Here is a 22,826-nt window from a genome sequence, read left to right as displayed (position 1 = left end):
TAATAAATTTGAAAAAGCTGTTACAAGTTCTATGTATCGCATTGCTTCTAAGCATCTTCCTTATCCCTGCTCCTGCGCATGCATCATCCAATTACACGAATGGTACATCATCGAAAAGCGGATTCACGCTCAACTTCTCTAGGTCTGACTTATTCTCTCTTTTTAAGGGGGATGGCAGGGAAGAAACTATTCCTAAAGATGAAAAAGATCTTCATAGCTGGTGGGATTGCTGGGATTGGACAAGCTGGTGGACGAAATGGTGCAAAGACCATGACGGAGGCCATTGGGATGATCACGACAGCTCCTATAATATTTGGAAAAAGTACTACTGCGGCTAAAAAAAGAAGTATATAAAACTGCAAAGCTGGCAATTCTTTTAATGTATTCCCCTATCGCATTTTTAGCATCTGCCTATTGCAGGTGCTATTTTTTTCGTCCAAAATAAAAACAGCCACGATCTGCAGCTGTTCTTTCATTTCCTATTAAAATCCTCTAGTAGGACCAATTTCATTTAAAGGCCAAATGCGCGCTTCTACTTTCCCTACAACAGAATCCTTTTTAATAAACCCGAACGCACGGCCGTCATGGCTGTTTGGACGGTTATCACCCATTACAAAAAGAGAGCCTTCAGGCACCACCTTTTTATCCGTCAGTTCCTGCAGGGTAAAGTCTTCTGTCAGAAGCTGTCCAGCCATCAGGCTTTTGCGGCTTTCCTTCAGATAAGGCTCCTTATAAGCTTTTCCATTCACATATAATGTATCATTTTTCATTTCCACGGAATCTCCAGGCAGACCGATAATCCTTTTGACATAATCCTTCGGTGCATCAGGAGCATGGAATACAATTTCATCAAACCTGTTCAGCTTGCCAATTTTGCTTACAATGACGCGGTTTCCATCTTGTAGTGTCGGCATCATTGAAACGCCTTCTACCACTGTAGGAACAAATAAAAATTGCCTTACTATAAATACTATGACCAATGCCAGCAAAATAGATTTAATCCATGATGCTGCCTCATTCTTCTTCTTATTCGCCATTTGAAATATCCCACCTAATCGATTTTACCTAAAATCTATTATACCAACAATTTTACACACAAGTTAATAATATACAAGGCACTTAGAAAATGAAACATATATTTTAACGTTTGAAATACTAGTGGTTTATTTTTCCAAAATGCACCTTCCAACCGGGACAGTCACCCAATTTCCGCTCCTTCAATATCGTATAGAGAGGAGGAGATGCAATGCCCCAGTTATACGATAAAAATCAGCTGATTGAAAACCCCGCTTCTTTTCAACAGTGGCAGATTACAGCCTTTCATGAATTTGCTGAAAAGCTGACGAATAAAGATCATCCATTCCCTTGTATACCGGCTGTCATAGGCTGCAGACTGGGTCATCTTCGATATGCTTTTTGTGAAGATCCTAGAAAATCCAAAAGCCGTGAAATGCTCGCCTCTGCCTTAAAGACTTTCAGGGAACACTCACGTATATACGGAAACTATACCTCCCTCATTGTTTTTTTCGAAAACCATGAGGATTTATTGGAAACTTATACTATAAGAGAATACGAGACCCTCTTCTGGTCACTTTTAATGGATGTCTGCAAATATGACTTGAAAAATTGGCCTGAGCACATTCCGGAAGACCCCATGCACCACGTATGGGAGTATTGCTTTGAAGAGGAGCAATATTTTGTGTACTGCGCCACGCCTTGCCACATAAAAAGAAAAAGCAGGCACTCGCCCTTTATGACGCTTGCCATTACCCCAAGATGGGTGCTGAATATTTTTAATTCAGAGTCTCTGGCAGCTGATAAAATTAAAATGAAAATTCGCGAACGGCTTGCTGAGTATGACTCGATCCCTGCCCATCCTGATTTGAATCTATATGGAAGCGATGATAACTTCGAGTGGAAGCAGTATTTCTTAAGAGATGATCAATCCTCTGCACCAATTTGTCCATTTGCACATCTGCATAAGGCGAAAAATTAGTTTTAGCAGGATTCATTCTTTTAGGCTCTTTTCTTAAACTTTGTTGTTTTTAATCCATTTAAGTGTATATAGAGCAAGAAGAATACAGTTGCTAATTTTATGAATAGATGTCCCGAAACAAGTCTGAATACGTGATAAAGGCATTTACGAATAGCAACAATTTTTGCGAAAACAGCCTTTAAAAACATCCGGCAGGGAGCTGTGCAGAACATATAGAAGTTTGCAGATGGTTCCTCCCTCGAACGGTATCAGCCGCAAAAACGGTACTTATCCATTCTTTCGATTGGTGAAGACATCTGGCAAAGAAGCATGGAAGCAAAAGCAATTTATCGACCGGCTTTTTTTCGATTGCTTTGAACAACCCCCGCTTAGCAGGATTTGAGCAGGGGTTTTTTCGCTATGACTTTTTTAAAATCACCTATTCTTATAGGTTTAGAACAGGTATAAAAATATGCTTCGTGTTATCTTTCCTTAAAATTCTGCAGCTGTATTCTTGTTCATAATCCATTTATTTCATTGAAAAACAACAAAGTTTAAGAAAAGAGCATTAAAAATAATGGTTTTTAAAAGTTTTTTAAAAAACGTTTTGTAAAGTACAAGATATCTCATCAGTGAGCGAACAAAAAACTCACGAAATTGGAGGAATAAAATCATGGCAAAAATGAACAAGAAAATGATTACGTTATGTACAGCTGCAGTGGGAGCTATTTATATAAGCGGATATACATTAACGCAGCCTCTTCAGGCAGAAAGGAAACAGCCAGATACTGCGATTAGCGCAAAGCTCCCGGCTTCAGATTCACAACAATCACCAGATTCCCGATCGATGCCTGAAAGCAAACACTATCGCGGACATGAATTCGCCTTTTCAGATAATAACCAGGATCAAAATCAGGATCAAAATTTCCAATCTTCTTTTGATGACCGCAGCAGCAATCAAGACAACAGCTCAAGTTTCAGCCAGGACCAAAACAGCTCAAGTTCAAGCTCCTCAAAAAACAACCAGGCGTCAGGCAGCTCAAGTGAGGCAAAACAAACGTATAAAGACGGCACCTATACTGGCCAAGGATCCAATCACATTGGATCAGTTGAAGTTGCTGTAACCATTAAAAAAGGGAAAATCGAGAATGTCGAGATTACAAATTGCGATACCCATTACTCTGAGTCATATATCGAGAACTTCCCAGCAGAAGTTGTCAAAAACCAAAGCTCTAAAGTGAATGCTGTGAGCGGTGCAACACTTAGTGCAGAAGATTTTGAGGCAGCTGTCGACGAAGCTCTTGTTCAAGCACAGCAGGCGTAAATGGAGGTAAAGCATATGAGGAATAGAATAAACCGCGAAACCTTTACCAAAATGGCGCTTTATATGGATACAACTGTATCCATAAAGGTAGTATCGGAAGCCATTTCTCCTAAAAAAGCAGGACAGGCCATTCAGCGTGCATTTAAGGCTTTCCGCCACGTTGAGCAAATCTGCAGTCGCTTTACGTCAGATAGTGAAGTGATGAGCTTAATTCAACGCATAGGAGAACCGGTGCGAGTAAGTGATACGCTTTTCGAAGCTGTTCGGTTTTCGCTGGAAGTGGCTTCTGTATCATCGGGGGCTTTCGACCCTACTGTCGGGGCAGTGATGGAATCCTATGGATTTAACCGTCACTATATGCTTAGAACTAGACAGGAAACCGGACTGCCAAGAGAGCCTGTTTCCTACAAAGACGTTCTTCTAGATGAAGAAAACAGAACCATAACACTTCAAAAACCATTAATACTAGACTTGGGAGCTGTGGCGAAAGGACTTGCCATTGACCTTGCAGCAATGGAATTGCATGATTTTGAAGGCTTTTTAATTGATGCCGGAGGAGATCTGTATGCTGGAGGGTTCAATGAGCGGGGAGAAAAGTGGAAGGTCGGCATTCGTCATCCACAGAGGAAACAAGAAATCATAGGAACCGTTGAACTATCGAATGAAGCAATCTGCACCTCAGGAAACTATGAGCGGCGAAGTCCCTCTGATCCCTCTGTTCATCACCTTTTTGATCCAAAGAACCAAAAGCAGGCAGACGGTTTAGTCAGCTGTACAGCGACAGCTCCTTTTGCCATGATGGCCGATGCTTTTTCTACTGCAGCATTTATCCTTGGAGCAGAAAAAGGAATGGTGCTTATAAAAGAAGCAGAGCTCGAGGGTGTTTTAATTACTCCCTCTCTTACAATCTTATCAACAGAAAGAATGGAGGCCTTTCTTAATGAATACATCTAATTCAAGAGTCTCAAAGCTTGAAAACCGCCGTTCTAGATATTCAGATATCTCGTCAAAGGCGGCACAAAATGCTAAGGCAGAAAAAGAAACACCTAACTCTCTTGAAAAATTTTTGAGAACACCAAAAGGGTACCTACTTGCCGTTTTACTTGTTCTTGCCTTAATTGGAGACTTGAACACTAACGCCATTACTGGTTTAAAAAGTACTGGCATAGCTGTCGGTACAGCTGTTCTGCTCGATTTTATCCTTTCACTCCGATACAAAAAAAAGCTCCGCTTACCTGATGGAGGCATTTTAACCGGTTTGATTATTGCCCTTGTTTTAAATATTGCGGAACAATGGTATGTACCCGCAATTGCTTCAGCAGCTGCCATTCTATCCAAACATATTCTTAAAATGAAGAAAAAACCCATTTTCAATCCGGCAGCTTTCGGCCTGCTCGCTGTGCTTCTTATCTTTTCAAGCGGCCAAAGCTGGTGGGGAAGCTTATCACTTCTGCCCTCATGGTTTGTGATTTTAGTCTTGATCGGCGGATACATGGTAACGAATAAAGTGAATAAATTCCCTCAGGTGTTTGCCTTTATAGGCACCTATTGTTTGATCATCCTCATCATGGCATATTTCGGTACGGGTGATGTAACAAATGCCCTTCGGAATCCATTTGTTAATTCAGCTTTGTTCCTGGCTTTCTTTATGGTGACAGATCCGCCTACATCTCCTGCAAAATATAAGGATCAGGTGCTGTTCGGATTTATTGCTGCAACTATAAGCTGTGCGGATTACCTCATTTTTGGCGGCCTTTCCTACCTTCTTATCGGATTACTCGCTGCAAATGCATGGAAGGCATGGGGTACGAAAAAGAAACTTCCTGTCGCTGTGAAAAGAGCCTAATAAAAAAAGCGGAGCACTCATTTCACCCGGAGTTTGACGGGTAAATGAGGTCCGCTTTTTTTATTGTATAAAAGAGAAAGACAAACTGCTTATCCTGCTTTTACCAATGCCTGAATTATCTAGTTTTCATGAATGACTCTGCTGCTGATCCCTTTTGAATCCTTAGCTGCTTCCTCAAGCGAAACATCACTTGTTTCAGGAGCCCAAGCTATGGAGACAATCACACCAACGAGGAGAACTGCTGACAGCCAAAGCATGGATGGACCCAGACCATATGAGCTCATGCTGATTGGCAAAAAGAAGGTCCCGATTGCCGCTCCAATTCGGCTCAATGCATTGGCAAGCCCGATGCCGGAGCCCCTGATTTCCGTTGGAAACAGCTCCGCTGGATAAACCTGAGTGATATTTGAAAACCCTGACATAACAAATGTAAATAATAAAAACAGCGCCATAATGTAGAAAAACGGTCCATTTGGCCATATGCTCATCAAAAATAAGCTAATGGCCAGGATCGCAAATGACCCAATGGTAAATTTCCTTCGAGAGAGCTTATTTAGGAACCACAAGCCGATAATCCCGCCAAGCAAAAGAAAGCTGTTCAAAAGAATATTTCCAAGAAATTCATCCTTAATTTTCATTTTCTCAAGAATGAGCGGCAAGAATGTATAAATCGCAAAATAAGGAAGGACGTTGCAAATATAAAACAATCCGGCAAATGCTGTCCGGACGCGGTATTTTTTTCTGAAAAGGTCATAAAACCCTAGCGCTGGTTTCTTTTCAGCAGCTTGCTCTCGGACGCTTACATCTGCTCCAATGTATTTTTTTATAATGACACGCGCTTCTTCCATACGGTCTTTGCTGATAAGCCATCTTGGAGATTCCGGAGTGCCGATTCTAAGAAGAAGAACGATAACAGCCGGAATCGTACTGCTTGCCAAAAGCCAGCGCCATGAATCAGGCCCGAGCTGAGCCATAAACGTTCCGGCAAAGTAAGCTACTACATAACCTACTGTCCACATAACCGTCAGTGAACCAAGCAGGCTTCCACGGTGCTTTTTAGGCACAAACTCTGAAACAAGCGCCGGTCCTATAGCGTAATCGGCTCCGATCGTAAATCCTATCACAACCCTCAGCAAAAACAATTCCATCGGTCCTTGGACGAAAAATTGAAGAACGGAAGCAATGGCTAAAAGTAAAAAATCATAAAGATATAATTTCTGTCTGCCGATAGCATCACCCAGTCTGCCAAGAAGGATGGAACCGAGGAAAATTCCAATCAAGGCTGAACTCCCAAGGAGCCCCATCCACGCTGAACCCAGTTTCATTTGCGGGCCGATTAAGGCAAGCGCAGTTCCAATAGTGCCAAGGTTATACCCATCTGAAAAATTCGCCCCAAATGTGAGGGCTGTGATTCTGAGGTGAAACCTGTTTAAAGGGGCCTCATCTATTTCCTTTGAATGCTGGCTCAATTTTGTGCTCGCTCCTTTACTTCTATGTATCTAATTTGTCCTATTAGCAATACCCTTATTTTCATGTTTAAAATCTTCTTTATTATTTGTTTGGTTAAATTTGACTGTTGATTTCCGCTTCAAGCACTCATCTTAAGCGGGAGGTCAGGGAGCCGCCTCGGCGCTTCTTTACCATGCGGGGTCTCCCTTACTAAGCAGGAGTCTCAGCACCCGCTCCAATCAACATATTGCTAAAAAATCTTTATGTTATGCATTAGAGATTTCAATACATAGAAAAAATGCACGTTTTATAAACAGCGCGTTTTTAAAAAGAATATTTATATTGGTAGTTTTACGGTCATTTTCGTCCCTTTTCCAGGTGAACTGGCTGCCTTAATCTCACCATTGTGGGCCTTTACAATCCATTCGGCAATGGACAAACCAAGCCCTGTACCTCCTTCTGATCTCGTTCTGCTTTTATCACTTCGGTAAAACCGGTCAAAAATATAAGGAAGGTCTTTATGCGGGATGCCAATCCCAGTGTCCTCCGCAGTAATCTGAATAGAATGAGCATCTTTTTTACAGGTTAGACGTACTTTCCCGCTATCTCCTGTATACTTGATCGCATTATCCAGCAATATCATGAGCAGCTGGTGGAGGCGGTCTTTATCACCATTCATCGAAACATCTTCCGTATGGCAAGTCAGTTCAATGCCTTTTAATTCAGCAACTGGCTGAAATTGTTCCGCAACAAAGGAAACTAGCTTTCCAATCTCGAAAGGATTTTTATCAATCTGCTTTTCATTGGAATCCGCTCTGGAGAGGGTAAGCAGATCGGAGACCAATTTATTCATTCTTTTTACTTCGTTCAAGCTTTTGTAAACCCCTTCGCTCTCCTGTTCAATCGTATGGCTTGGGTGGCGGAACAGCAATTCAAGGTGTGTCTGAATAACAGCAAGCGGTGTCCTTAGTTCATGAGAGGCATCTGCTGCAAATTGTGTTTGCTTGACCCATGATTTCTGAATGGGCTTTAAAGAAAGGCTTGCTAAAAAAGATCCGGCAATGAGCGAGATAACAAGACCTGCGATAGAACCAGCAATAATTATCTTCAGCAGCTGCTGGAGAGTGGTCATTTCAGGATCAATATTAAGGACAAGCATCACTTTGTCTGCTTTATCATCTGTATCCCTGTCCATATCGCCCGGCACATGCGGAGGTGCATCAACTGTTAGAACCCTCCAGGATTTCTCTCCGATCACCCTTGTTTCAATCGAACTTCCATTCGGTTTAAAATCATCTACATCCGTACTGAAAAGGGCGTCTTTCGGCAGCATTCCAATAAAGCGGTTATCCTTATTCCAAAAAAGATAGGCAACCCGGCGTTCCGTCTCCCGCTCATGCTCTCCTCTTATCTCTTTAAACCCTCCAGCCTGTATGTGATCAGCAATCCCGTTCAGCTTATCATCAGTCCCTCTGAGCAGCTGCTGATTCATAAAGTAATACAGTAAGGCCCCTAATGCGAGCAGGATAAAAAAGAATACGGTAGTATTCCATAAAACGAGCCTTATTCTCGTTTTCTTAAACATTCCCTTCTTCTCCTTTCAGCATGAACCCAACGCCCCGGACAGTTCTGAGGTAGTGGTCACACTGAAACTGAGCCAGTTTTTTCCGCAAATGATGGACATAAACATCCACCACTCCGACACCTGCTTCTGAAGAAAATCCCCAAACTCTATTGAAAATCTGCTCTCTTATCAAAATCTGTTCTTTATTTCTCATAAAGTACTCAAGAAGCTGGTACTCTTTAACGGTTAAGTTTAAGTTGTTTTCTCCTGCAAACCCTTCGTGTTCACTCTCATTGATTTTGAGCAGCCCATAGGAAAGCAAACCATCAGAATCGTTTTCTTTTTGTCTGAGAAGAACACGCAGTCTGGCAAGAAGCTCCGGCACAGCAAACGGTTTAATTAAATAATCATTTGCGCCAGAGTCTAGCCCCTTCACACGATCCTCAACACTGTCTTTTGCTGTCAAAAAAAGAACAGGCGTCTTGATTTGATTCTTACGCATCTCTTTTACAATCTCAAGACCATTCTTTTCCGGAAGCATGATATCCAGAATAATCGCATCATATATACCCTGAGACGCCATATATAAGCCGTCCTCTCCAGTTAAAGATGTATCAACCTGATAATTTCCTTCTTTTAAAACCGCGACAATCCCTTCCAATAGAGGCTTGTCGTCTTCTACGACTAATATTCTCATCGTTTCCATTCACCTCTAGTACAGACCTGTACCTAGTATACCGCCTATTTTTTAAAATTGATTTAAAATATCCGGCCTTCATCTGGAATTTTCTATATCGTTCTTTCTGCAGAAAAGACTGAAAACGGAAGACAAACCTTTTAAAAATATCCACGACAAAAAAAGACCCATTTCAGGGCCCTATAAAAAACTTACGTAATAAAAGTAGGTTTGTGCTGCTTTAAAATAGCAGCCGCTGTCTCAAGTGGTTCTCCCGTATGCACATCAAGCACTACAGAGGCCTCATTGAACCAGCAATCCGGTGCTTCTGCTCCCCAGAAAGTCTGGCGCCTTTTATCATTAATATCCCATTTAATCGGCTTAAAGTCCGGATCAATTGTCAGATAATCGCCATTGTACAATTCAATCCGATGTCCATCAGGATCTCTTACATAGAGAAAAAAGGCGTTTGACAGACCATGTCTTCCCGGACCTCGCTCAATGTGACTGCTGTAGCCGAGAGAAGCCAGCACATCACAGCCTTGAATGAGTGCCATCGGATCGCTCAGCCAAAAAGCTGTATGGTGAAGCCTTGGACCTGCACCGTTCATAAAGGCCACATCATGTACGCCTGGCTTTCTGAACAGCCAGGCTGCCCAGATTTTTTCCTCCTCTGTTGAGGTGTACTCCGAGCACCGGAAGCCAAGTTCATCAATATAAAATTGATAGGCCTTTTCCACATCTGTTACCATGCAGTTAAAGTGGTCGATCCGCTGAACCTTTGCCCCCTGATAAAGATCATAGCGCTGAAGCATTCTTTCTGCTTGTTCCATCTTGGCATAAAACTCAATCGGCATGCCTGTTACATCATTCACTCTTAAGGCTCTCCCGACTGCATGCTGCGTACCTGCTTCAAGCCATTTCGTTTTCATGCCCTTTTGTTCAAACAATGCCTGCAGCCGATCAAGATCAGCTTCCTCTGCCACTTTATAGCTGATCACTTCGACGCACGGCTTTTCTGCTTTTTTCAACAAAAGACTGTGATGATTATGCTCCTCAAGCCCTCTTAAATACAGATGGATGCCGTCGGATTCCGTGACGATAAAACCGAGCCCTTTCACATAAAATTCCTTTGATGCTTCAAGATCTGTGACATGCAGAATGGCTCTAGCCGACCGGAGAATATTCCCATTCATTTGCTTTTCTCCCCTTTATACTTGAGTAAACAAAGATTTGGAATTGCCTGTGCTGCCCAGAAAATCCTTAATCCGGTCTTTAAAGACATCTTTTTCATAATTATCAAAGTATGTCATGCCCATCCTGATCGGATCTCCGAAAAAATAATACTCATAATGCATCTGTCTGCTGCCGAATGCACTCATTGTGACATCCCATGCAAGGCGGAAAAGCTGAACCCGCTCATAGCCTTCAAGATTTTTCCCCTGCAGGCCTCGATGAATGATCTGTCCGATTTCATCGTTTTCAAAATCGGCTTGTGTAGGAATTCCCATTAGGCCTGATGCGCCAAGCACCCTGATGATTTCCACAAGTCCCGGATAAATTTTTGGATACCAGTTTCTCGCAGCATCAAGGGCTGCATAATCCGGCGTCATCGTTCCCCATTTATCAGATTTTGCGTTATGTTCTGCTCGGTAAAGATGCGATTTCATCGCTTCAAGAGTCAGCATGATTTCAGTTCCTTTATCCTTTACATGCTGAAAGCCGTCAATTCCAATGGCATCCATAACAGAAAGAGCAATCCCAAGCAAAAATTCCGTTTTAACAATATTCTTTGAAACAACCTGGTGGGACATGTGAACAACGGCATTCGTTTCCCTGAAAGTGCGATTGCAGATAGATGAATTCCCGCATACAAAAACTCTCTCCCAAGGCACAAAAACATTTTCAAAAGAAACAATTGCGTCCCCTTCTTCAAAACGGGAGGAAAGCGGATGATCCCACTCATTTCTGCCAGTGTCAAAGGATTCCCTTGAAATAAACTTTAAGCCTTCAGTATTGTTTGGAATAGCAAATGCCAATGAATACGGATCGTCTTCTTCACCTGCTTTTTTCACGGTTGAAGGGAACACAAGGATTTCATCCGTAATGCCGCCCTGTGTTGCCAGAAGCCTGATGCCGTCAACAATAATTCCTTTTTCATTTTTCTCTACAAGATGGAGTGCCACGTTGGCATCCTTTTGTTCAAATTGTGCCTTCGCTCGATTCACTTGGGGATGAATCAATGTATGGGTAAGGCTGATATCGTTGTCTCTCGCATAGTCATAATAGTTTTTTGCATTGTCGGCGTACATACTGCCTGCTTCTTCGAAAAAACTTGCTGACGCGCCCATTGCCATGACCTCTGCATTCAAATAATCAGGAGAACGGCCCATCATGCCGCCTGATGTCATTGCCCATTCCTGAATAGCTTCCCGTCTTGCAATCAAATCCTCTATCGTTTTCGGCTGCAGAAATGTTATCCCGGCCTTTTCCCCGGTTACAGGAGATTGATAAAGCATTTTGTCCGGTTTTTCGTATTGCAGGTCATACAGGCGGGCCATCGACTGAATAACCCCTTTAAAAGCAGGATGCTCCGTTACATCTCCCACTCTTTCTCCGTGAATGTATATATTGTTATTCGCTGCTTTCAAACGCGCTATATATTCTTTGCCTGTTTTTGCCGGCATACCTAACTCCCCCTTCTTCCTTTACTTTCCGAACTGCGGTATGTGATGGTCACCGAGTGCTACGTGAATGACTTTAGGTTCTGTATAAAATTCAAGCATTGCGTAATGCCCGCCTTCTCTTCCAATCCCGCTCTTTTTCATTCCGCCGAAAGGAATTCTGAGGTCCCTTACGTTCTGCGAATTAATCCAGATCATACCTGCATCGACTGCCTGCGCAACGCGGTGGCCGCGTTTCAGGTCATTTGTCCAGACGTATCCGGCAAGGCCGTATTTAACATCATTGGCAGTTTGAATCGCTTCTTCCTCTGTTTCAAATTCGATAACAGCCATCACAGGACCGAATATTTCCTCCTGGCAAACCTTCATCTCATTTTTCGCATTCAGAAAAACCGTCGGAGGAACAAAATTTCCGGCTCTCACTTCATCCGGCACAGTTCCCTGGATGACCTCGCAGCCTTCTTCTTTTGCCAGTTCTATATAAGAAGCAACCTTGCTGTAATGCTCTTTTTCGATCAGCGGGCCCAGCTCTGTTGCAGGGTCCATCGGGTCGCCCATTTTTATATTGGCTACCCGCTCCTTTAGTGCAGCCACAAATCGCTCTTTGATCTTTTTATGGACAAAAACCCTGGAATTCGCTGTGCACCTCTCTCCATTGAAGGAAAAAATACCCCAAACTGCTGCATCCAGCGCTCTTTCAAAATCTGCATCCTCAAAAATGATCAGCGGTGATTTTCCGCCGAGCTCCATAGATGTTTTCTTTAAGGAGTCGGCAGCATTTTTTATGATTTCAGTCCCTGTTGAAGTTTCACCTGTAAAAGAAATCGCTTCAACATCAGGATGTGCGACAAGCGCTGCTCCAGCTGATTCTCCGTAACCGTGCACTACATTGAAAACACCTTTCGGGAGACCGGCTTTATCAATGACCTTTGCGAGGATATGGGCGCTGATCGGTGAGAGCTCTGCAGGCTTTAATACCACTGTGTTTCCAGTTGCAAGCGCCGGTGCCACTTTCCACGTTTCAAGCATAAATGGTGCATTCCAAGGAGTGATGAGCCCGACTACTCCAAGCGGTTTATAGATCGTGTAATTAATAAAGTCATCATCTGCCTGGTAGGCATCCCCGTGAAGCCTTGATTCCACCATGCGTGCATAGAACCGGAAATTTTCAGCAGAACGCGCTGTCATGTTTCTTGTCTGACTTACTGGCAGTCCTGTATCGAATGCTTCTAAAATAGCAATCTTTTCAATTTCTTCATCAATCACATCTGCAATGCGGTTAATATATTTCATCCGTTCTGAAATCTTCATTGAGCTCCAAGGTCCTTTTTCAAAAGCATCCTTCGCAGCCGCTACCGCCTTTTTAATATCTTCTGCCCGTCCTTCTGCTACTTGATTAATTTTTTCATTTGTAAAGGGATTGATGTTTTGAAAAGAAGAACCCGACTCTGATGAAATAAATTCTCCATTTATATATAGCTGAATGTCTTCAACGCTTGCAGTCACTTCGCTGATCAATTTTTCGGACACTTTAACGGTCATCCATCTCACGCTCCTTTTTCAGTATTTAAGGGGTCACCGTGTCAGGCAGTGAAACGTACTTTTTCAAAACCTTTTTTACTTCCTCCTGAAGCTGTGGTGAAGGAAGATCCATTGGAAGCCTTAAAATGGGTTTTATTTTCCCCATCATGCCAAGGGCTGCTTTCAAAGGAGCAGGATTCGTGTCTTTAAAAAGAACATCATTCAGCTCCATCAGCTCATAATGGAGATTTAATGCCCCTTCTACATCCTTCTCAGTCCAAGCATCATAAATTCCCGCAACCTTTTCAGGAACGATGTTCGCTGTTGCGCTGATATGGCCTGCTCCTCCAATCGCAAGCATTGGATAGCAAAGAAGTTCAATTCCTGAATAAAGAAGAAAATCACGGCCGCATTTGGAGAGAACTCTGTTTACATGCTCAAAATCCTTATTTGATTCTTTAATGCCAATGACATTCGGGCAATCTTCTTTAATCCGGGCAAGAGTTTCAACGTGAAGGTTCACTGCTGTTCTTCCTGGGATATTGTATATAATGAGCGGAATATCAACTGAACCCGCTACTGCCTTGAAGTGTTTATATAAAGCGTGCTGAGAAGGCTTGTTGTAGTAAGGGACAATAACCAGGGCAGCATCCGCCCCTATTTCCTGAGCTTTTTTTGTTAAGTAAATCGTTTCTTTGTGATTAACAGATCCTGTACCAGGTACAAAAGGAACCCGTCCATTCACTTCAGCTGCCGCAGCTTCCATTAGCTGAACCCGCTCACCTGCCGTTAAGGAACCTGGTTCACCAGTCGTACCCGTAACAGAAATACCATGAGTGCCGCTCTGAATATGCCAGCTGATCAGATTTTTAAAAGATTCATAGTCGATCGATTCATCCTCATGAAAAGGGGTCACTACAGGGGCAATTGAACCCCTAAGCTTTTGCTTTGCTTCAAGATATCGGTCCATCTTTTTCACTCCTCAGAGAATCTTGTGCTTTTCATTCTATCAACCTAATGAAAGCCCTTTCAAAATGAATGTACCATGTGGTATCCTATATGAAAAATATGTATTTTATTGGTTTTTCATATGAAATAAATATATGAATTGGGGTTCTAGAGATGGATATGAAACAGCTTCTTTATTTCTGCACCATCGTCGAAGAGGGCCAGATCACACGAGCTGCCCAAAAGCTTCATATGGCCCAGCCCCCTTTAAGCCAGCAGCTCAGACAGCTCGAGGAGGAATTCGGGGTGAAGCTTTTTGACCGTCATGGCAGAAAGCTAGAACTCACAAGTCCTGGAAAAATTCTCTATAAACGAGCCAAAGATCTTTTGTCTCAAGCCTCAGATACAATCGAAGAAGTCAAAGAGACAGCTAAAGGGTTTAAAGGGGTGCTTGCCGTTGGGGCCAATAAGTCCTGTTTTTCCCACCTGTCTGAAAAAATACGGCTATTTCGGAGACAGTATCCTCTTATTACTTTTAAGCTTCGGGAAGGAGACACTTATTATGTTACCGAGCTTCTTAAGGAAAGAGAAATTGACCTTGGCATTGTCCGATTGCCCCTTGCCAATGAAGGGTTTTCGATGCTTCCCCTTCCTCCTGAACCTTATATTTTTGTTTTGCCAAGAGAGTGGGAGAGTAAGATCGGCTCATCAAGATCCATTTCTCTCCAGCACATCATAGAATTCCCCCTTCTTTTACTTCATAGAATCAATGGTACAGGTCAGTTCGAACTTATCGTAAATGAGCTTAAGAGAAAGGGCCTTGTTCCTGAAATAGTCTGTGAATGTCCAGATCCGTCCATGCTTCTTTCCCTTGTCGCAAATGGAGTTGGTGCTACCATCGTCCCGAAATCAACCCTTCAGTCTCTTCAGATGACCCATATGCTTTCTCTCGAAATAAAAGGAACACCGCTCATATCAGAATCAGCGCTGATCTGGCTTTCGGACCGCTATTTATCAAAAAGTGCCCTAAGGCTTATTCAAACCTTTGAACAGCAGCCTGTTTAAATGGAAATAAATCTTTGAAAAGCCTGATTTGATTCGATTAGCTAGCCCTATCAACCTACTGAGAAACCTTTCAAAAACTCAAGCAAAGGAGCTGTGACGAATGGCTAAAGCTGCAATAAGGTATAACGGAGCTAGTAAAATCATTGAAGCAAATGCGGAAAAAGGAACTGTTCTGCTTGCTGGAAAAGAGATTACTGTAACTGACAGTCCTGTTACTGGCACCATTTATGGAACATTGCTTAATTTTAAGAGTGAGCTTCGTGCACTCGGAAGCAAAATGAATGAAGCTCCTTATCTGCATCCGCCAAAAGCTCCGGTTCTCTACATTAAACCGTCCAATACAATCATTGGCACACATTCTCCTATTCCTTTTCCGAAAGAGTCATCTGTTCTTCAAACAGGGGCAGGGCTTGGCATAGTGATCGGCAAAAAAACGGCAAAAATCAAGGAAGAAGAAGCTTATCATTATATAGCAGGCTACACGATCGTCAATGATATCAGCATTCCGCACGACAGCTTTTACAGGCCCGCTGTGAAAGAAAAAGTCCGGGATGGATTTTGTCCAATCGGACCATGGGTAATTGAACGTGACGCTGTTCCAAATCCAGACTCTCTAAGCATTAACGTTTACGTGAATGAGGAACTGAAACAAACAAGCAGCACGACAGATTTAATTCGCCCTATATCGGTTCTCCTCACAGAAGTGAGCCAGTTTATGACCCTTTATGAAGGAGATGTGCTGATAGCAGGAACCAAAGAAAACCCTCCACTCTTGAAAGAGCACGATACGGTAAAAATTGAGATTGAACATGTCGGTGTACTCGAGAATACCCTCGTCCCAGAGCATGAAGTGGTAAAGGAGCTGTCTTGATGAAGTATGCACGCATTGTTTACAACGGTTCGGTACATGAAGCCATGGAGAAAAATGGGCGCCTTCAGCTTGAAGAAGGCTTGATTGTTTCTGAAGAGGATGTGACGTTTCTTCCGCCTGTTGAGCCTGGGACGGTATTTGCCCTTGGCCTTAATTATGCGGATCATGCGAAAGAGCTTGATTTTCAAGCACCAGCAGAGCCGCTTGTTTTTCTAAAAGGCCCCAATACCTTTGTAGGCCATAGAGGAACAACACCCCGGCCGGCGGATGTTACCTATATGCATTATGAATGCGAACTCGCGGTTATCATCGGCAAGCCTGGCAAGCATATTTCCCGAGAGCATGCCTATGATCATGTAATGGGTTATACGATTGCTAACGACTATGCTTTTCGGGATTATCTTGAAAATTATTACCGCCCGAACCTTGTTGTAAAAAACAGGGATTCTTCTACCCCTATCGGACCCTGGCTGGTGGAAGCTAATGTTATATCTGATCCTATGAACCTCACTTTGCGCACCTTTGTCAACGGTAAGCTAACACAGGAAGGGTCTACGAAGGACATGATTTTTGACATTCCTGCTCTTATTGAATATTTAAGCAGCTTCATGACACTGAATACGGGAGATATTATTTTAACAGGCACACCAAAAGGATCAGTTGATACAAAGCCGGGAGATGAAGTGATTACAGAAATCGTGGGAATTGGCAGTCTGATTAATACGGTTGTCAGCGAGACCGTATAGGGGAGGATTTTTATGCCGCATTTTATTGTTGAATACACAGATAACATTAAGGAAGAATCCAACATTCCGCTTCTTCTCGAAAAAATCAATACTGTGCTTATCTCTAAATCCCCCCTTTTTCCTGTTGGAGGAATCCGTTCAAGAGCCATGGAACTGCATGATTACCGGATTGCCGACGGACAAGAAGAGGATGCTTTCGTTCACGGAACCTTAAAAATAGGTGCTGGCCGCTCGGAAGCAGACAAAAAAGCTGTTTGTGATGAACTGTTTGATGTAATGAAGGATCATTTTGCCGACCTGTACGCGAGGCGGTATCTCGCTTTGTCTATGGAGCTGTATGAATTCGATGAAGCGGGGACTTATAAGCAGAATAATATTCATAAAAGGTTTAAAAAGTGATACACAAAGAGCCTCTAAGAAGAAAATTCTTCTTAAAGGCCCTTGGCCAATGCACGGGAGAGAGGTTCCGTAAGCTAATGACTGTCCGTTTTTCTAATACATTTTTTATTTCGGAAAGTTTCTTTTCATTATATGTAAGCTAATATTAATCAGTCCTTTCATATCTACAGGGTCTTTGTTTCCACACCATTTTTCTGCGCCTGCTCTTTTCCTTTTGGCATTGTCAGCATAACAATTCCCATAAAGATGAGAAGGAATCCTGCCCACGAATTGGCCGTAAACGTTTCACCGATTACGAATACCCCAAGCAAGGAGGCTGTTAAAGGCTCCCCTAAGGACAGCGTTACAGCGGTTGATGCAGGAACTGCTGAAAGGCCTTTTGAAAACAAATAATACGGAATGGCAGTGGCAAGAATGCCAAGATGCAAGCCTACAGCTGCTCCTCTTACACTCAAAAACCAAGACGAATCAAATAGAAACAAGAATGGAAGAAGAAGGATTGCCCCCGTTATAAAATTGAGCGCAGCTACCTGATCTGAAGGATGCTTCTGCAGCAGTTCCTTAGAAAGAATTGTATAAATTGCAAAGGAAAATCCTGCTCCCAGCGCCAAAACAATTCCTTCTGGCTTAAAAGTGATTTGCCCGTTAACAAAAAGCAGGCAGCAGCCGAAAATGGATAATAGCGTTGCACTCCACCATAGTTTGGAAATTTGATTTCTGCGAATTCCCCATTCAATCAGTCCGGTAAAAACAGGAGCACTCCCAATAGCAATCACTGTTCCGATCGCAATGCCTGTCAGCTTAACTCCTGAAAAAAATAATAGCTGATATCCGGCCATCCCAAGTCCTGCACCCAAAACTTGTTTTAGCTTTACCCCTTTTAAAGAAAAGTTTCCCCTAAAAAGAGAAATAAAAAACAAGGCGATTCCCCCTATCAACAAGCGGATCGTTCCAATCGATATTGGATGGGCCTCGGCTGGGGCAAAGGTTTGTGCCGTACCTGTTGTCCCCCACAGTACAGCGGCAAATAATATATAGACAAAAGGGAGTTTTCCTTTTATCATAGCTTTTCACCCCTTAAAAAACTTAAAAATAAGAACCTTTCATAAGAAAAAGCATAATCTCTTTTTGAGAAAATTCCTTTTCCAATTTAAAGGTTCTCTTATCCATGTTTAATATTTTCTATAATCTTGCGGTGTTATGCCCTCTGTCCGAACAAACCATCTTGAAAAAGAGGAGGGTTTTTCAAAGCCGATTTCTTCGCTTATTCTTGTCATTGAAAAAGAGGACTCTCTCAAAAGCCTTTTCGCCTCATTCAGTCTGATAGTAGAGATATAGTCCTTAGGCGTCTTTCCTGTCTGTTTTTTAAACCACGCAGTAAAGTAGGCTGGATGATAATGTTCGATCGCAGCCAGTTTCTCAATGCTGATGCGCTCACGAAAATTTTCATGAATGTATTGGATAGACAAAGGCTTTCTCTTGCCAATTTTTTGTGCTGCAAATCTAGCTAAATGCGATAGAGCTGAAGAAGTGTTTTTCTTGCTGCTCTGGCATTCCTCAAGAAGCAGGAACCGGATGGAGGACCAGGCTTCATCCATCTCCAAATATTCTTCGCCGTTTATCGTTTGAGAAAATGCATCAGGAATATCAAGCACTAAAAATTCATTTCTCTCATTTGAACGAAAGGTATGATTGCAGCCTTCAGGCAAAAACAGACAATGATCGGGCTTTAAATGGATTTCTTTATTGTCTGTTTTGATCTCCATCGACCCCAAAAGAGGAAACAGAAATTGAGCATAGCTATGTTTATGAAAGTGATAGTCTCTTTCATACGTTCTCTTTTCACAAATCAGCTGATTCATTGTTAAATCCCCTTTGTATGACTTTTGCTTTCATCCATATTAAAATAAGCTGCTTTTTATTTCCACTTCTCTTTTTTAAATGAGGTGAAAAGAATGCACGAGCCAAAAACCAAGGAGAGAGAGAATAATCGATCCAAAGAGACCTGCACCGAAGGTTTTACCCATGCTGCTTCAATTTTAGAAAATCCACATTAAGTTATATCATAAGTAAAATAGATATATAAAATACTATAAATAAGTTATCTTTATGATAAAATAACTATCAAATGAAATGGAGGGTTTTCTTATGCTTGAAGTCTTTACGATATTTGTAACAGTTGCCGAGCAGCGGCATTTTTCTAAAGCAGCTGAGCTTCTTCATTTATCTCAGCCAGCAGTCAGCATGCAAATCAGAAATCTTGAAGAGGAAATTGGAACAAAGCTTGTTAAACGATCACCCAAAATGGTCCAGCTTACTCCCTCAGGTGAGATTTTTTATAAACATGCAAAGCGGATTCTGCAGGAATATGAAATTGCCAGGCAGGAGCTTGATGAACTATCCCACACCGTTACTGGAAAACTCCATATCGGATCAAGCTTTACCATCGGCGAATATCTTCTCCCCGTTATTTTGGCGGAATATGCGAAGCAATATCCTCAAGTGGAGGTAGAAGTAACAATTTCCAATACCGAGGAAGTGACAAGGGGCATTCAATCGAATGTTTTTGAAATCGGTTTGATAGAAGGACATGCACAGGGGAAACAGCTGCAGATCGAACCTTTTATGAATGATGAACTGATCATTGTCGTGCCTCCTGATCATCCGCTTTCTGAGAAAGATACGGCAGATAAGGAGGCATTGCAAGATCAAACATGGATTTTCAGAGAGCATGGATCTGGTACTAGAACCTACAATGACCAGCTTATTAACGATCTCGGATTAACCGTGAAGCGGAGCTTTACCTTCAGCAGCACCCAAGGTGTCAAAACCGCTGTATCAGCAGGTCTTGGAATTTCTCAGCTATCCAGATGGACTGTTAGAAAAGAATTGCAGGCAGGCGAGCTGAAAACATTGAACATCACAAATCACTCATCAAACCGTCCATTTTCCATCGTAAGAAACAATCAAGCTGGAGCCCCGAAAGCGGTTGAGGCGTTCATTAGGCAAATACAGCATTTCTCTGAGACCTTTTAGGCAAGAGCTTATGCTGAATCATGCTTCTTTCGTTTCCGTATAACGAAAAGGGAGCATCAATATAAAAATGGGCGGACAATCAACTCAGGATTGTCCGCCCATTTTAGTAAATTTATAGTTTCAGTGTATTAAGATACTTGCCATTTTATATCCTGTTAGGAAAACTTTACTTAAGCTTTCACTATTTTGATGCTACTATTCCTGCTGCCAACTCTTTTCTCGTTATTTCTATGTTTTTTTGATGGCATTCTTTCGTAAAAGAAGATGGAAACGCCATCTGGTTTTCTAAATTATTCAGCTCTTCATTGTCATTGTTTGCAGTTGCTTCAATTAATGTATGTATATACCGTTCCGCCATTTCAATTCGTGTTTCTGCATCTTCCTTAATGGCTGTTGCATGGCCATGCCCGGGAATTAGCAGGTTGACCTCATATTTCTCTAAAAGTTTTCTGAATTTACCAAGGGTATCTAAGTAAGCTTTTGTGCTGTCATAGATGAACGGCAGTTCAAAATCAGACAGATAATCCCCGGCTATCCAAATCCCCATCGGTTCCACTATAGTTAGAAGACCATCCTGTGAATGACCCGGTGCAAGATAAAAGTGCAGAGTTGTGCTGCCGACTGTATGTTGCTGCCCGTCATTCTCAGCAACAATATCAATGACGGGAAATTCAGCAGGGTATTCCCTCCTGATATAATTTTGCTGATCAAAGGATAGAATCATTTCTACCTTTTTCTCCTTTTCTGGATGTTTTGCAAGGCCCTTGCTCCCAATTACCTTTGCATCCGGAAAAGCTTTATAGGCAATGATGTGATCAAAATCACCATGTGTAAACAATAGATAAAGCGGCAAATCATCTCGAATTTCCTGGACATAAGCCTGAATTTCTTTAACTTCGTTCGGAAGCCATGTTGGATCAACGATAAGAATCAAATCGTTTGTCCTCACAACAGTGGATGTTGTCTGATACAATGCACTTTGGAAAACAGTCACAATTTCGGTTTGAAACTGTATCATCTTTCGGTTTCTCCTTTACCCTCTGCTCTCTGTATTAGAGGGATATTTTATCGAGCAAATAAACTTCTCTCTTTGCAACTAAAGGTTCGGTCGCTTCACGATATGATTTGTAATGAGCTAAACTTGAATGGGAATCCAGTGCGGCTTGATCTTTCCACGTTTCATAGAATATAAACAAACCTTCATCCTCTTTAGACTGATGCAAATCATATTGAATACATCCCGCTTCTTTTCTTGATGGTTCTAGTACCTTTTTCAGTTCATTTAACAGCGCTTCCTCTTTTCCGGGCTTAGCTGTTAAGAATGCAGTAATGGAAATGTTAGCCAATATAATACCTCCAATAGAGATCAGAATGTCAAACCATTATTTTCAACCTATCTATAATGATACTATACCTAATTGTTCTTTGTATAAAATGAAGTCTCCAAAGCAGGACACTCTTTAAGTGGGCTCACTTTGAAAATCATACACTGATACCAGAGACCTTCTCTTGTTATCTATTAAACTTGACTGATGATTGCAGCTAGCAGGCACTCAAGCTTTAGCGGGCTTACCTTAGAGCCTCCTTGTCGCTTTGCTCCTGCGGGGTCTCCATTGACACGCTTTTCTAAGCAGGAGTCTCAGCACCCGCTCCAATCAAAATGGTGTAAAAATCTACATTAAGCTTTACTGAACCTACTTAAAAATTTCGGTATGCTCTGTCTTTTCAGCATGTAAAAGGGCCAGCTTAACAATAGTTTTAAAATAGAAGCTCATTGAAAGAGCTTCTATTTTAACTCCATTTTTTGACGGGATTAATTAGAAAAATAGCTTTTCAGATCAAGATCTTTGGCTTTACAATGCTTTTCTATAGCTTTTATGATCACTTTCAAAGTTTTGATTCTGGCATATTTCTTATCTTCACCCTCAATTATATGCCAAGGAGCATATTTTTTATCCGTTTCATTAATCATATCTTCTACTGCCAATTTATAATCATTCCATTTTTCGCGGTTTCGCCAGTCTTCATCGGTAATCTTCCAGTTTTTCAGAGGATCTTTTTCACGGTCCTTAAACCGTTTCAGCTGCTCTTCCTTAGAAACGTGGAACCAAAATTTCAATACAATAAAATTTTCCTGGGAAAGAATCTTTTCAAAGTGATTGATTTCTCCATATGCTCTTTCCCATTCCTCTTTTGCTGCGAATTTTTCAACTCTCTCTACAAGGACCCTACCGTACCAAGAGCGGTCGAATATCCCGATCTTGCCGTACTTCGGTATGTTCATCCAGAATCTGTGCAAGTAATGGTGAGACTTCTCCTCTCCTGTTGGAGCTGCAGTCGGATGCACTTCAAATCCCCGCGGGTCAAGGGTTTCTGTTACCCGTTTTATGGCGCCGCCTTTTCCAGCAGCATCCCATCCTTCAAAAACAAAAACACTGCCGATTTTATGGTCTACCAAAGCACGCTGCAGACCAAGCAGTCTTAGCTGAAGTTCTTTCAGTTTTGTTTCATATTCTTTTTTATCTTTTATTTTTAAAGACAAGTCTACTTTATCAAGCATTGAAACCCCTCCGCTCTATTTTTCTCTTTTATTCCCTTTTGCTGCTCAGACAAACCTTTAGACCAATGTGTTTTTATTCCTTTTCGGGTGACATTTTTTATTCTCTTTTTAAAGATTGGCTCTGTTAATTTGACTGTTGATTTCCGCTTCAGGCGCTCATCT

General features: G+C 42.0%; 23 protein-coding genes. 10 read left to right on the top strand and 13 right to left on the bottom strand.

Annotation, left to right across the window (positions count from 1 at the left end; translation table 11 throughout):
- Positions 1-8 precede the first annotated feature (8 nt).
- Entirely contained in the window at positions 9-338 is a 330-nt protein-coding gene (locus ACOT8F_RS16705; RefSeq protein WP_421653052.1) for a hypothetical protein, read from the top strand.
- Positions 339-482: 144 nt separating this feature from the next.
- Here ACOT8F_RS16705 and lepB read toward each other — a convergent pair whose 3' ends face one another.
- A complete protein-coding gene (lepB, locus tag ACOT8F_RS16700; protein ID WP_421653051.1) occupies positions 483-1,037 on the bottom strand; it encodes a signal peptidase I in 555 nt (184 codons plus the stop codon).
- Between the two features lie 209 nt (positions 1,038-1,246).
- On the opposite strand from lepB, the gene ACOT8F_RS16695 reads away from it, so the two are divergent.
- The 4 genes from ACOT8F_RS16695 (at position 1,247) to ACOT8F_RS16680 (ending at position 5,145) form a co-directional block, all read left to right on the top strand.
- Positions 1,247-1,996 (top strand): YqcI/YcgG family protein, encoded by a 750-nt coding sequence (locus ACOT8F_RS16695; protein ID WP_421653050.1) that lies wholly within the window; start codon positions 1,247-1,249, stop codon positions 1,994-1,996.
- Positions 1,997-2,648: 652 nt separating this feature from the next.
- Complete coding sequence (locus ACOT8F_RS16690) at positions 2,649-3,299, top strand: FMN-binding protein (RefSeq protein ID WP_421653049.1); 651 nt, start codon at positions 2,649-2,651, stop codon at positions 3,297-3,299.
- A gap of 15 nt (positions 3,300-3,314) precedes the next feature.
- Positions 3,315-4,253, top strand: a complete 939-nt coding sequence (locus tag ACOT8F_RS16685) for an FAD:protein FMN transferase (RefSeq protein WP_421653048.1) — start codon at positions 3,315-3,317, stop codon at positions 4,251-4,253.
- Positions 4,240-5,145 (top strand): RnfABCDGE type electron transport complex subunit D, encoded by a 906-nt coding sequence (locus ACOT8F_RS16680; protein WP_421653047.1) that lies wholly within the window; start codon positions 4,240-4,242, stop codon positions 5,143-5,145. The genes ACOT8F_RS16685 and ACOT8F_RS16680 overlap by 14 nt, the downstream gene beginning before the upstream one ends.
- A 119-nt stretch (positions 5,146-5,264) precedes the next feature.
- Here ACOT8F_RS16680 and ACOT8F_RS16675 read toward each other — a convergent pair whose 3' ends face one another.
- From ACOT8F_RS16675 to hpaI, 7 genes are all read right to left on the bottom strand, one after another.
- A complete protein-coding gene (locus tag ACOT8F_RS16675) occupies positions 5,265-6,614 on the bottom strand; it encodes an MFS transporter (protein WP_421653046.1) in 1,350 nt (449 codons plus the stop codon).
- Between the two features lie 317 nt (positions 6,615-6,931).
- On the bottom strand, positions 6,932-8,179 hold the full coding sequence (locus ACOT8F_RS16670) for a sensor histidine kinase (RefSeq protein WP_421653045.1): 1,248 nt from the start codon (positions 8,177-8,179) through the stop codon (positions 6,932-6,934).
- On the bottom strand, positions 8,172-8,855 hold the full coding sequence (locus ACOT8F_RS16665) for a response regulator transcription factor (RefSeq protein ID WP_421653044.1): 684 nt from the start codon (positions 8,853-8,855) through the stop codon (positions 8,172-8,174). The genes ACOT8F_RS16670 and ACOT8F_RS16665 overlap by 8 nt, the downstream gene beginning before the upstream one ends.
- 191 nt (positions 8,856-9,046) lie before the next feature.
- Complete coding sequence (hpaD, locus tag ACOT8F_RS16660; RefSeq protein ID WP_421653043.1) at positions 9,047-10,030, bottom strand: 3,4-dihydroxyphenylacetate 2,3-dioxygenase; 984 nt, start codon at positions 10,028-10,030, stop codon at positions 9,047-9,049.
- A gap of 15 nt (positions 10,031-10,045) precedes the next feature.
- On the bottom strand, positions 10,046-11,521 hold the full coding sequence (gene hpaB / locus ACOT8F_RS16655; RefSeq protein ID WP_421653042.1) for a 4-hydroxyphenylacetate 3-monooxygenase, oxygenase component: 1,476 nt from the start codon (positions 11,519-11,521) through the stop codon (positions 10,046-10,048).
- A gap of 21 nt (positions 11,522-11,542) precedes the next feature.
- A complete protein-coding gene (hpaE, locus tag ACOT8F_RS16650; protein ID WP_421653041.1) occupies positions 11,543-13,060 on the bottom strand; it encodes a 5-carboxymethyl-2-hydroxymuconate semialdehyde dehydrogenase in 1,518 nt (505 codons plus the stop codon).
- Between the two features lie 25 nt (positions 13,061-13,085).
- A complete protein-coding gene (hpaI, locus tag ACOT8F_RS16645; RefSeq protein ID WP_421653040.1) occupies positions 13,086-14,009 on the bottom strand; it encodes a 2,4-dihydroxyhept-2-ene-1,7-dioic acid aldolase in 924 nt (307 codons plus the stop codon).
- A gap of 152 nt (positions 14,010-14,161) precedes the next feature.
- On the opposite strand from hpaI, the gene ACOT8F_RS16640 reads away from it, so the two are divergent.
- The 4 genes from ACOT8F_RS16640 (at position 14,162) to ACOT8F_RS16625 (ending at position 17,068) form a co-directional block, all read left to right on the top strand.
- Entirely contained in the window at positions 14,162-15,052 is an 891-nt protein-coding gene (locus tag ACOT8F_RS16640) for a LysR family transcriptional regulator (RefSeq protein WP_421653039.1), read from the top strand.
- A 100-nt stretch (positions 15,053-15,152) separates the two neighbouring features.
- Complete coding sequence (locus ACOT8F_RS16635) at positions 15,153-15,923, top strand: fumarylacetoacetate hydrolase family protein (protein WP_421653038.1); 771 nt, start codon at positions 15,153-15,155, stop codon at positions 15,921-15,923.
- Complete coding sequence (locus tag ACOT8F_RS16630; protein WP_421653037.1) at positions 15,923-16,669, top strand: fumarylacetoacetate hydrolase family protein; 747 nt, start codon at positions 15,923-15,925, stop codon at positions 16,667-16,669. Before ACOT8F_RS16635 ends, ACOT8F_RS16630 begins: the two co-directional genes overlap by 1 nt.
- Positions 16,670-16,681: 12 nt before the next feature.
- Positions 16,682-17,068 (top strand): 5-carboxymethyl-2-hydroxymuconate Delta-isomerase, encoded by a 387-nt coding sequence (locus ACOT8F_RS16625; protein ID WP_421653036.1) that lies wholly within the window; start codon positions 16,682-16,684, stop codon positions 17,066-17,068.
- A gap of 164 nt (positions 17,069-17,232) precedes the next feature.
- On the opposite strand, the gene ACOT8F_RS16620 is transcribed toward ACOT8F_RS16625, so the two are convergent.
- Both ACOT8F_RS16620 and ACOT8F_RS16615 read right to left on the bottom strand, forming a co-directional pair.
- Positions 17,233-18,132 carry an EamA family transporter gene (locus tag ACOT8F_RS16620; RefSeq protein WP_421653035.1) on the bottom strand — a complete coding sequence of 300 codons (900 nt, stop codon included), beginning with the start codon at positions 18,130-18,132 and terminating at the stop codon, positions 17,233-17,235.
- A gap of 108 nt (positions 18,133-18,240) precedes the next feature.
- Entirely contained in the window at positions 18,241-18,930 is a 690-nt protein-coding gene (locus tag ACOT8F_RS16615) for a helix-turn-helix transcriptional regulator (RefSeq protein WP_421653034.1), read from the bottom strand.
- Positions 18,931-19,216: 286 nt separating this feature from the next.
- Here ACOT8F_RS16615 and ACOT8F_RS16610 point away from each other — a divergent pair, with 286 nt between their 5' ends.
- Positions 19,217-20,104, top strand: a complete 888-nt coding sequence (locus ACOT8F_RS16610; RefSeq protein WP_421653033.1) for a LysR family transcriptional regulator — start codon at positions 19,217-19,219, stop codon at positions 20,102-20,104.
- A gap of 181 nt (positions 20,105-20,285) precedes the next feature.
- Here the strand turns inward: ACOT8F_RS16610 and ACOT8F_RS16605 are convergent, their stop codons facing one another.
- The 3 genes from ACOT8F_RS16605 to ACOT8F_RS16595 all read right to left on the bottom strand — a co-directional run bounded on the left by ACOT8F_RS16605 (position 20,286) and on the right by ACOT8F_RS16595 (position 22,664).
- Positions 20,286-21,122, bottom strand: coding sequence for an MBL fold metallo-hydrolase (locus ACOT8F_RS16605; RefSeq protein ID WP_421653032.1), 837 nt, complete (start codon positions 21,120-21,122; stop codon positions 20,286-20,288).
- A 34-nt stretch (positions 21,123-21,156) separates the two neighbouring features.
- Positions 21,157-21,450, bottom strand: a complete 294-nt coding sequence (locus ACOT8F_RS16600; protein ID WP_421653031.1) for a putative quinol monooxygenase — start codon at positions 21,448-21,450, stop codon at positions 21,157-21,159.
- A gap of 467 nt (positions 21,451-21,917) precedes the next feature.
- Entirely contained in the window at positions 21,918-22,664 is a 747-nt protein-coding gene (locus ACOT8F_RS16595) for a polyphosphate kinase 2 family protein (protein ID WP_421653030.1), read from the bottom strand.
- Positions 22,665-22,826: the final 162 nt, after the last annotated feature.

Source organism: Chryseobacillus diguaensis, assembly GCF_049220665.1.
Lineage (GTDB): Bacteria > Bacillota > Bacilli > Bacillales > Bacillaceae > Metabacillus_B.
This window is presented reverse-complemented; position numbering and strand designations above follow the sequence as displayed.

Bases quoted from the DNA above. Each gene is read 5' to 3' on its own strand.
- ACOT8F_RS16690 (WP_421653049.1), top strand. From the start codon at position 2,649: ATGGCAAAAATGAACAAGAAAATGATTACGTTATGTACAGCTGCAGTG.
- hpaI (WP_421653040.1), bottom strand. From the start codon at position 14,009: ATGGACCGATATCTTGAAGCAAAGCAAAAGCTTAGGGGTTCAATTGCC.
- ACOT8F_RS16665 (WP_421653044.1), bottom strand. From the start codon at position 8,855: ATGAGAATATTAGTCGTAGAAGACGACAAGCCTCTATTGGAAGGGATT.
- ACOT8F_RS16620 (WP_421653035.1), bottom strand. From the start codon at position 18,132: ATGATAAAAGGAAAACTCCCTTTTGTCTATATATTATTTGCCGCTGTA.
- ACOT8F_RS16635 (WP_421653038.1), top strand. From the start codon at position 15,153: ATGGCTAAAGCTGCAATAAGGTATAACGGAGCTAGTAAAATCATTGAA.
- hpaE (WP_421653041.1), bottom strand. From the start codon at position 13,060: ATGACCGTTAAAGTGTCCGAAAAATTGATCAGCGAAGTGACTGCAAGC.
- ACOT8F_RS16610 (WP_421653033.1), top strand. From the start codon at position 19,217: ATGCTTGAAGTCTTTACGATATTTGTAACAGTTGCCGAGCAGCGGCAT.
- ACOT8F_RS16680 (WP_421653047.1), top strand. From the start codon at position 4,240: ATGAATACATCTAATTCAAGAGTCTCAAAGCTTGAAAACCGCCGTTCT.
- ACOT8F_RS16695 (WP_421653050.1), top strand. From the start codon at position 1,247: ATGCCCCAGTTATACGATAAAAATCAGCTGATTGAAAACCCCGCTTCT.
- hpaD (WP_421653043.1), bottom strand. From the start codon at position 10,030: ATGAATGGGAATATTCTCCGGTCGGCTAGAGCCATTCTGCATGTCACA.
- ACOT8F_RS16595 (WP_421653030.1), bottom strand. From the start codon at position 22,664: ATGCTTGATAAAGTAGACTTGTCTTTAAAAATAAAAGATAAAAAAGAA.
- ACOT8F_RS16615 (WP_421653034.1), bottom strand. From the start codon at position 18,930: ATGAATCAGCTGATTTGTGAAAAGAGAACGTATGAAAGAGACTATCAC.
- ACOT8F_RS16670 (WP_421653045.1), bottom strand. From the start codon at position 8,179: ATGTTTAAGAAAACGAGAATAAGGCTCGTTTTATGGAATACTACCGTA.
- hpaB (WP_421653042.1), bottom strand. From the start codon at position 11,521: ATGCCGGCAAAAACAGGCAAAGAATATATAGCGCGTTTGAAAGCAGCG.
- ACOT8F_RS16630 (WP_421653037.1), top strand. From the start codon at position 15,923: ATGAAGTATGCACGCATTGTTTACAACGGTTCGGTACATGAAGCCATG.
- ACOT8F_RS16640 (WP_421653039.1), top strand. From the start codon at position 14,162: ATGGATATGAAACAGCTTCTTTATTTCTGCACCATCGTCGAAGAGGGC.
- ACOT8F_RS16625 (WP_421653036.1), top strand. From the start codon at position 16,682: ATGCCGCATTTTATTGTTGAATACACAGATAACATTAAGGAAGAATCC.
- ACOT8F_RS16685 (WP_421653048.1), top strand. From the start codon at position 3,315: ATGAGGAATAGAATAAACCGCGAAACCTTTACCAAAATGGCGCTTTAT.
- ACOT8F_RS16605 (WP_421653032.1), bottom strand. From the start codon at position 21,122: ATGATACAGTTTCAAACCGAAATTGTGACTGTTTTCCAAAGTGCATTG.
- lepB (WP_421653051.1), bottom strand. From the start codon at position 1,037: ATGGCGAATAAGAAGAAGAATGAGGCAGCATCATGGATTAAATCTATT.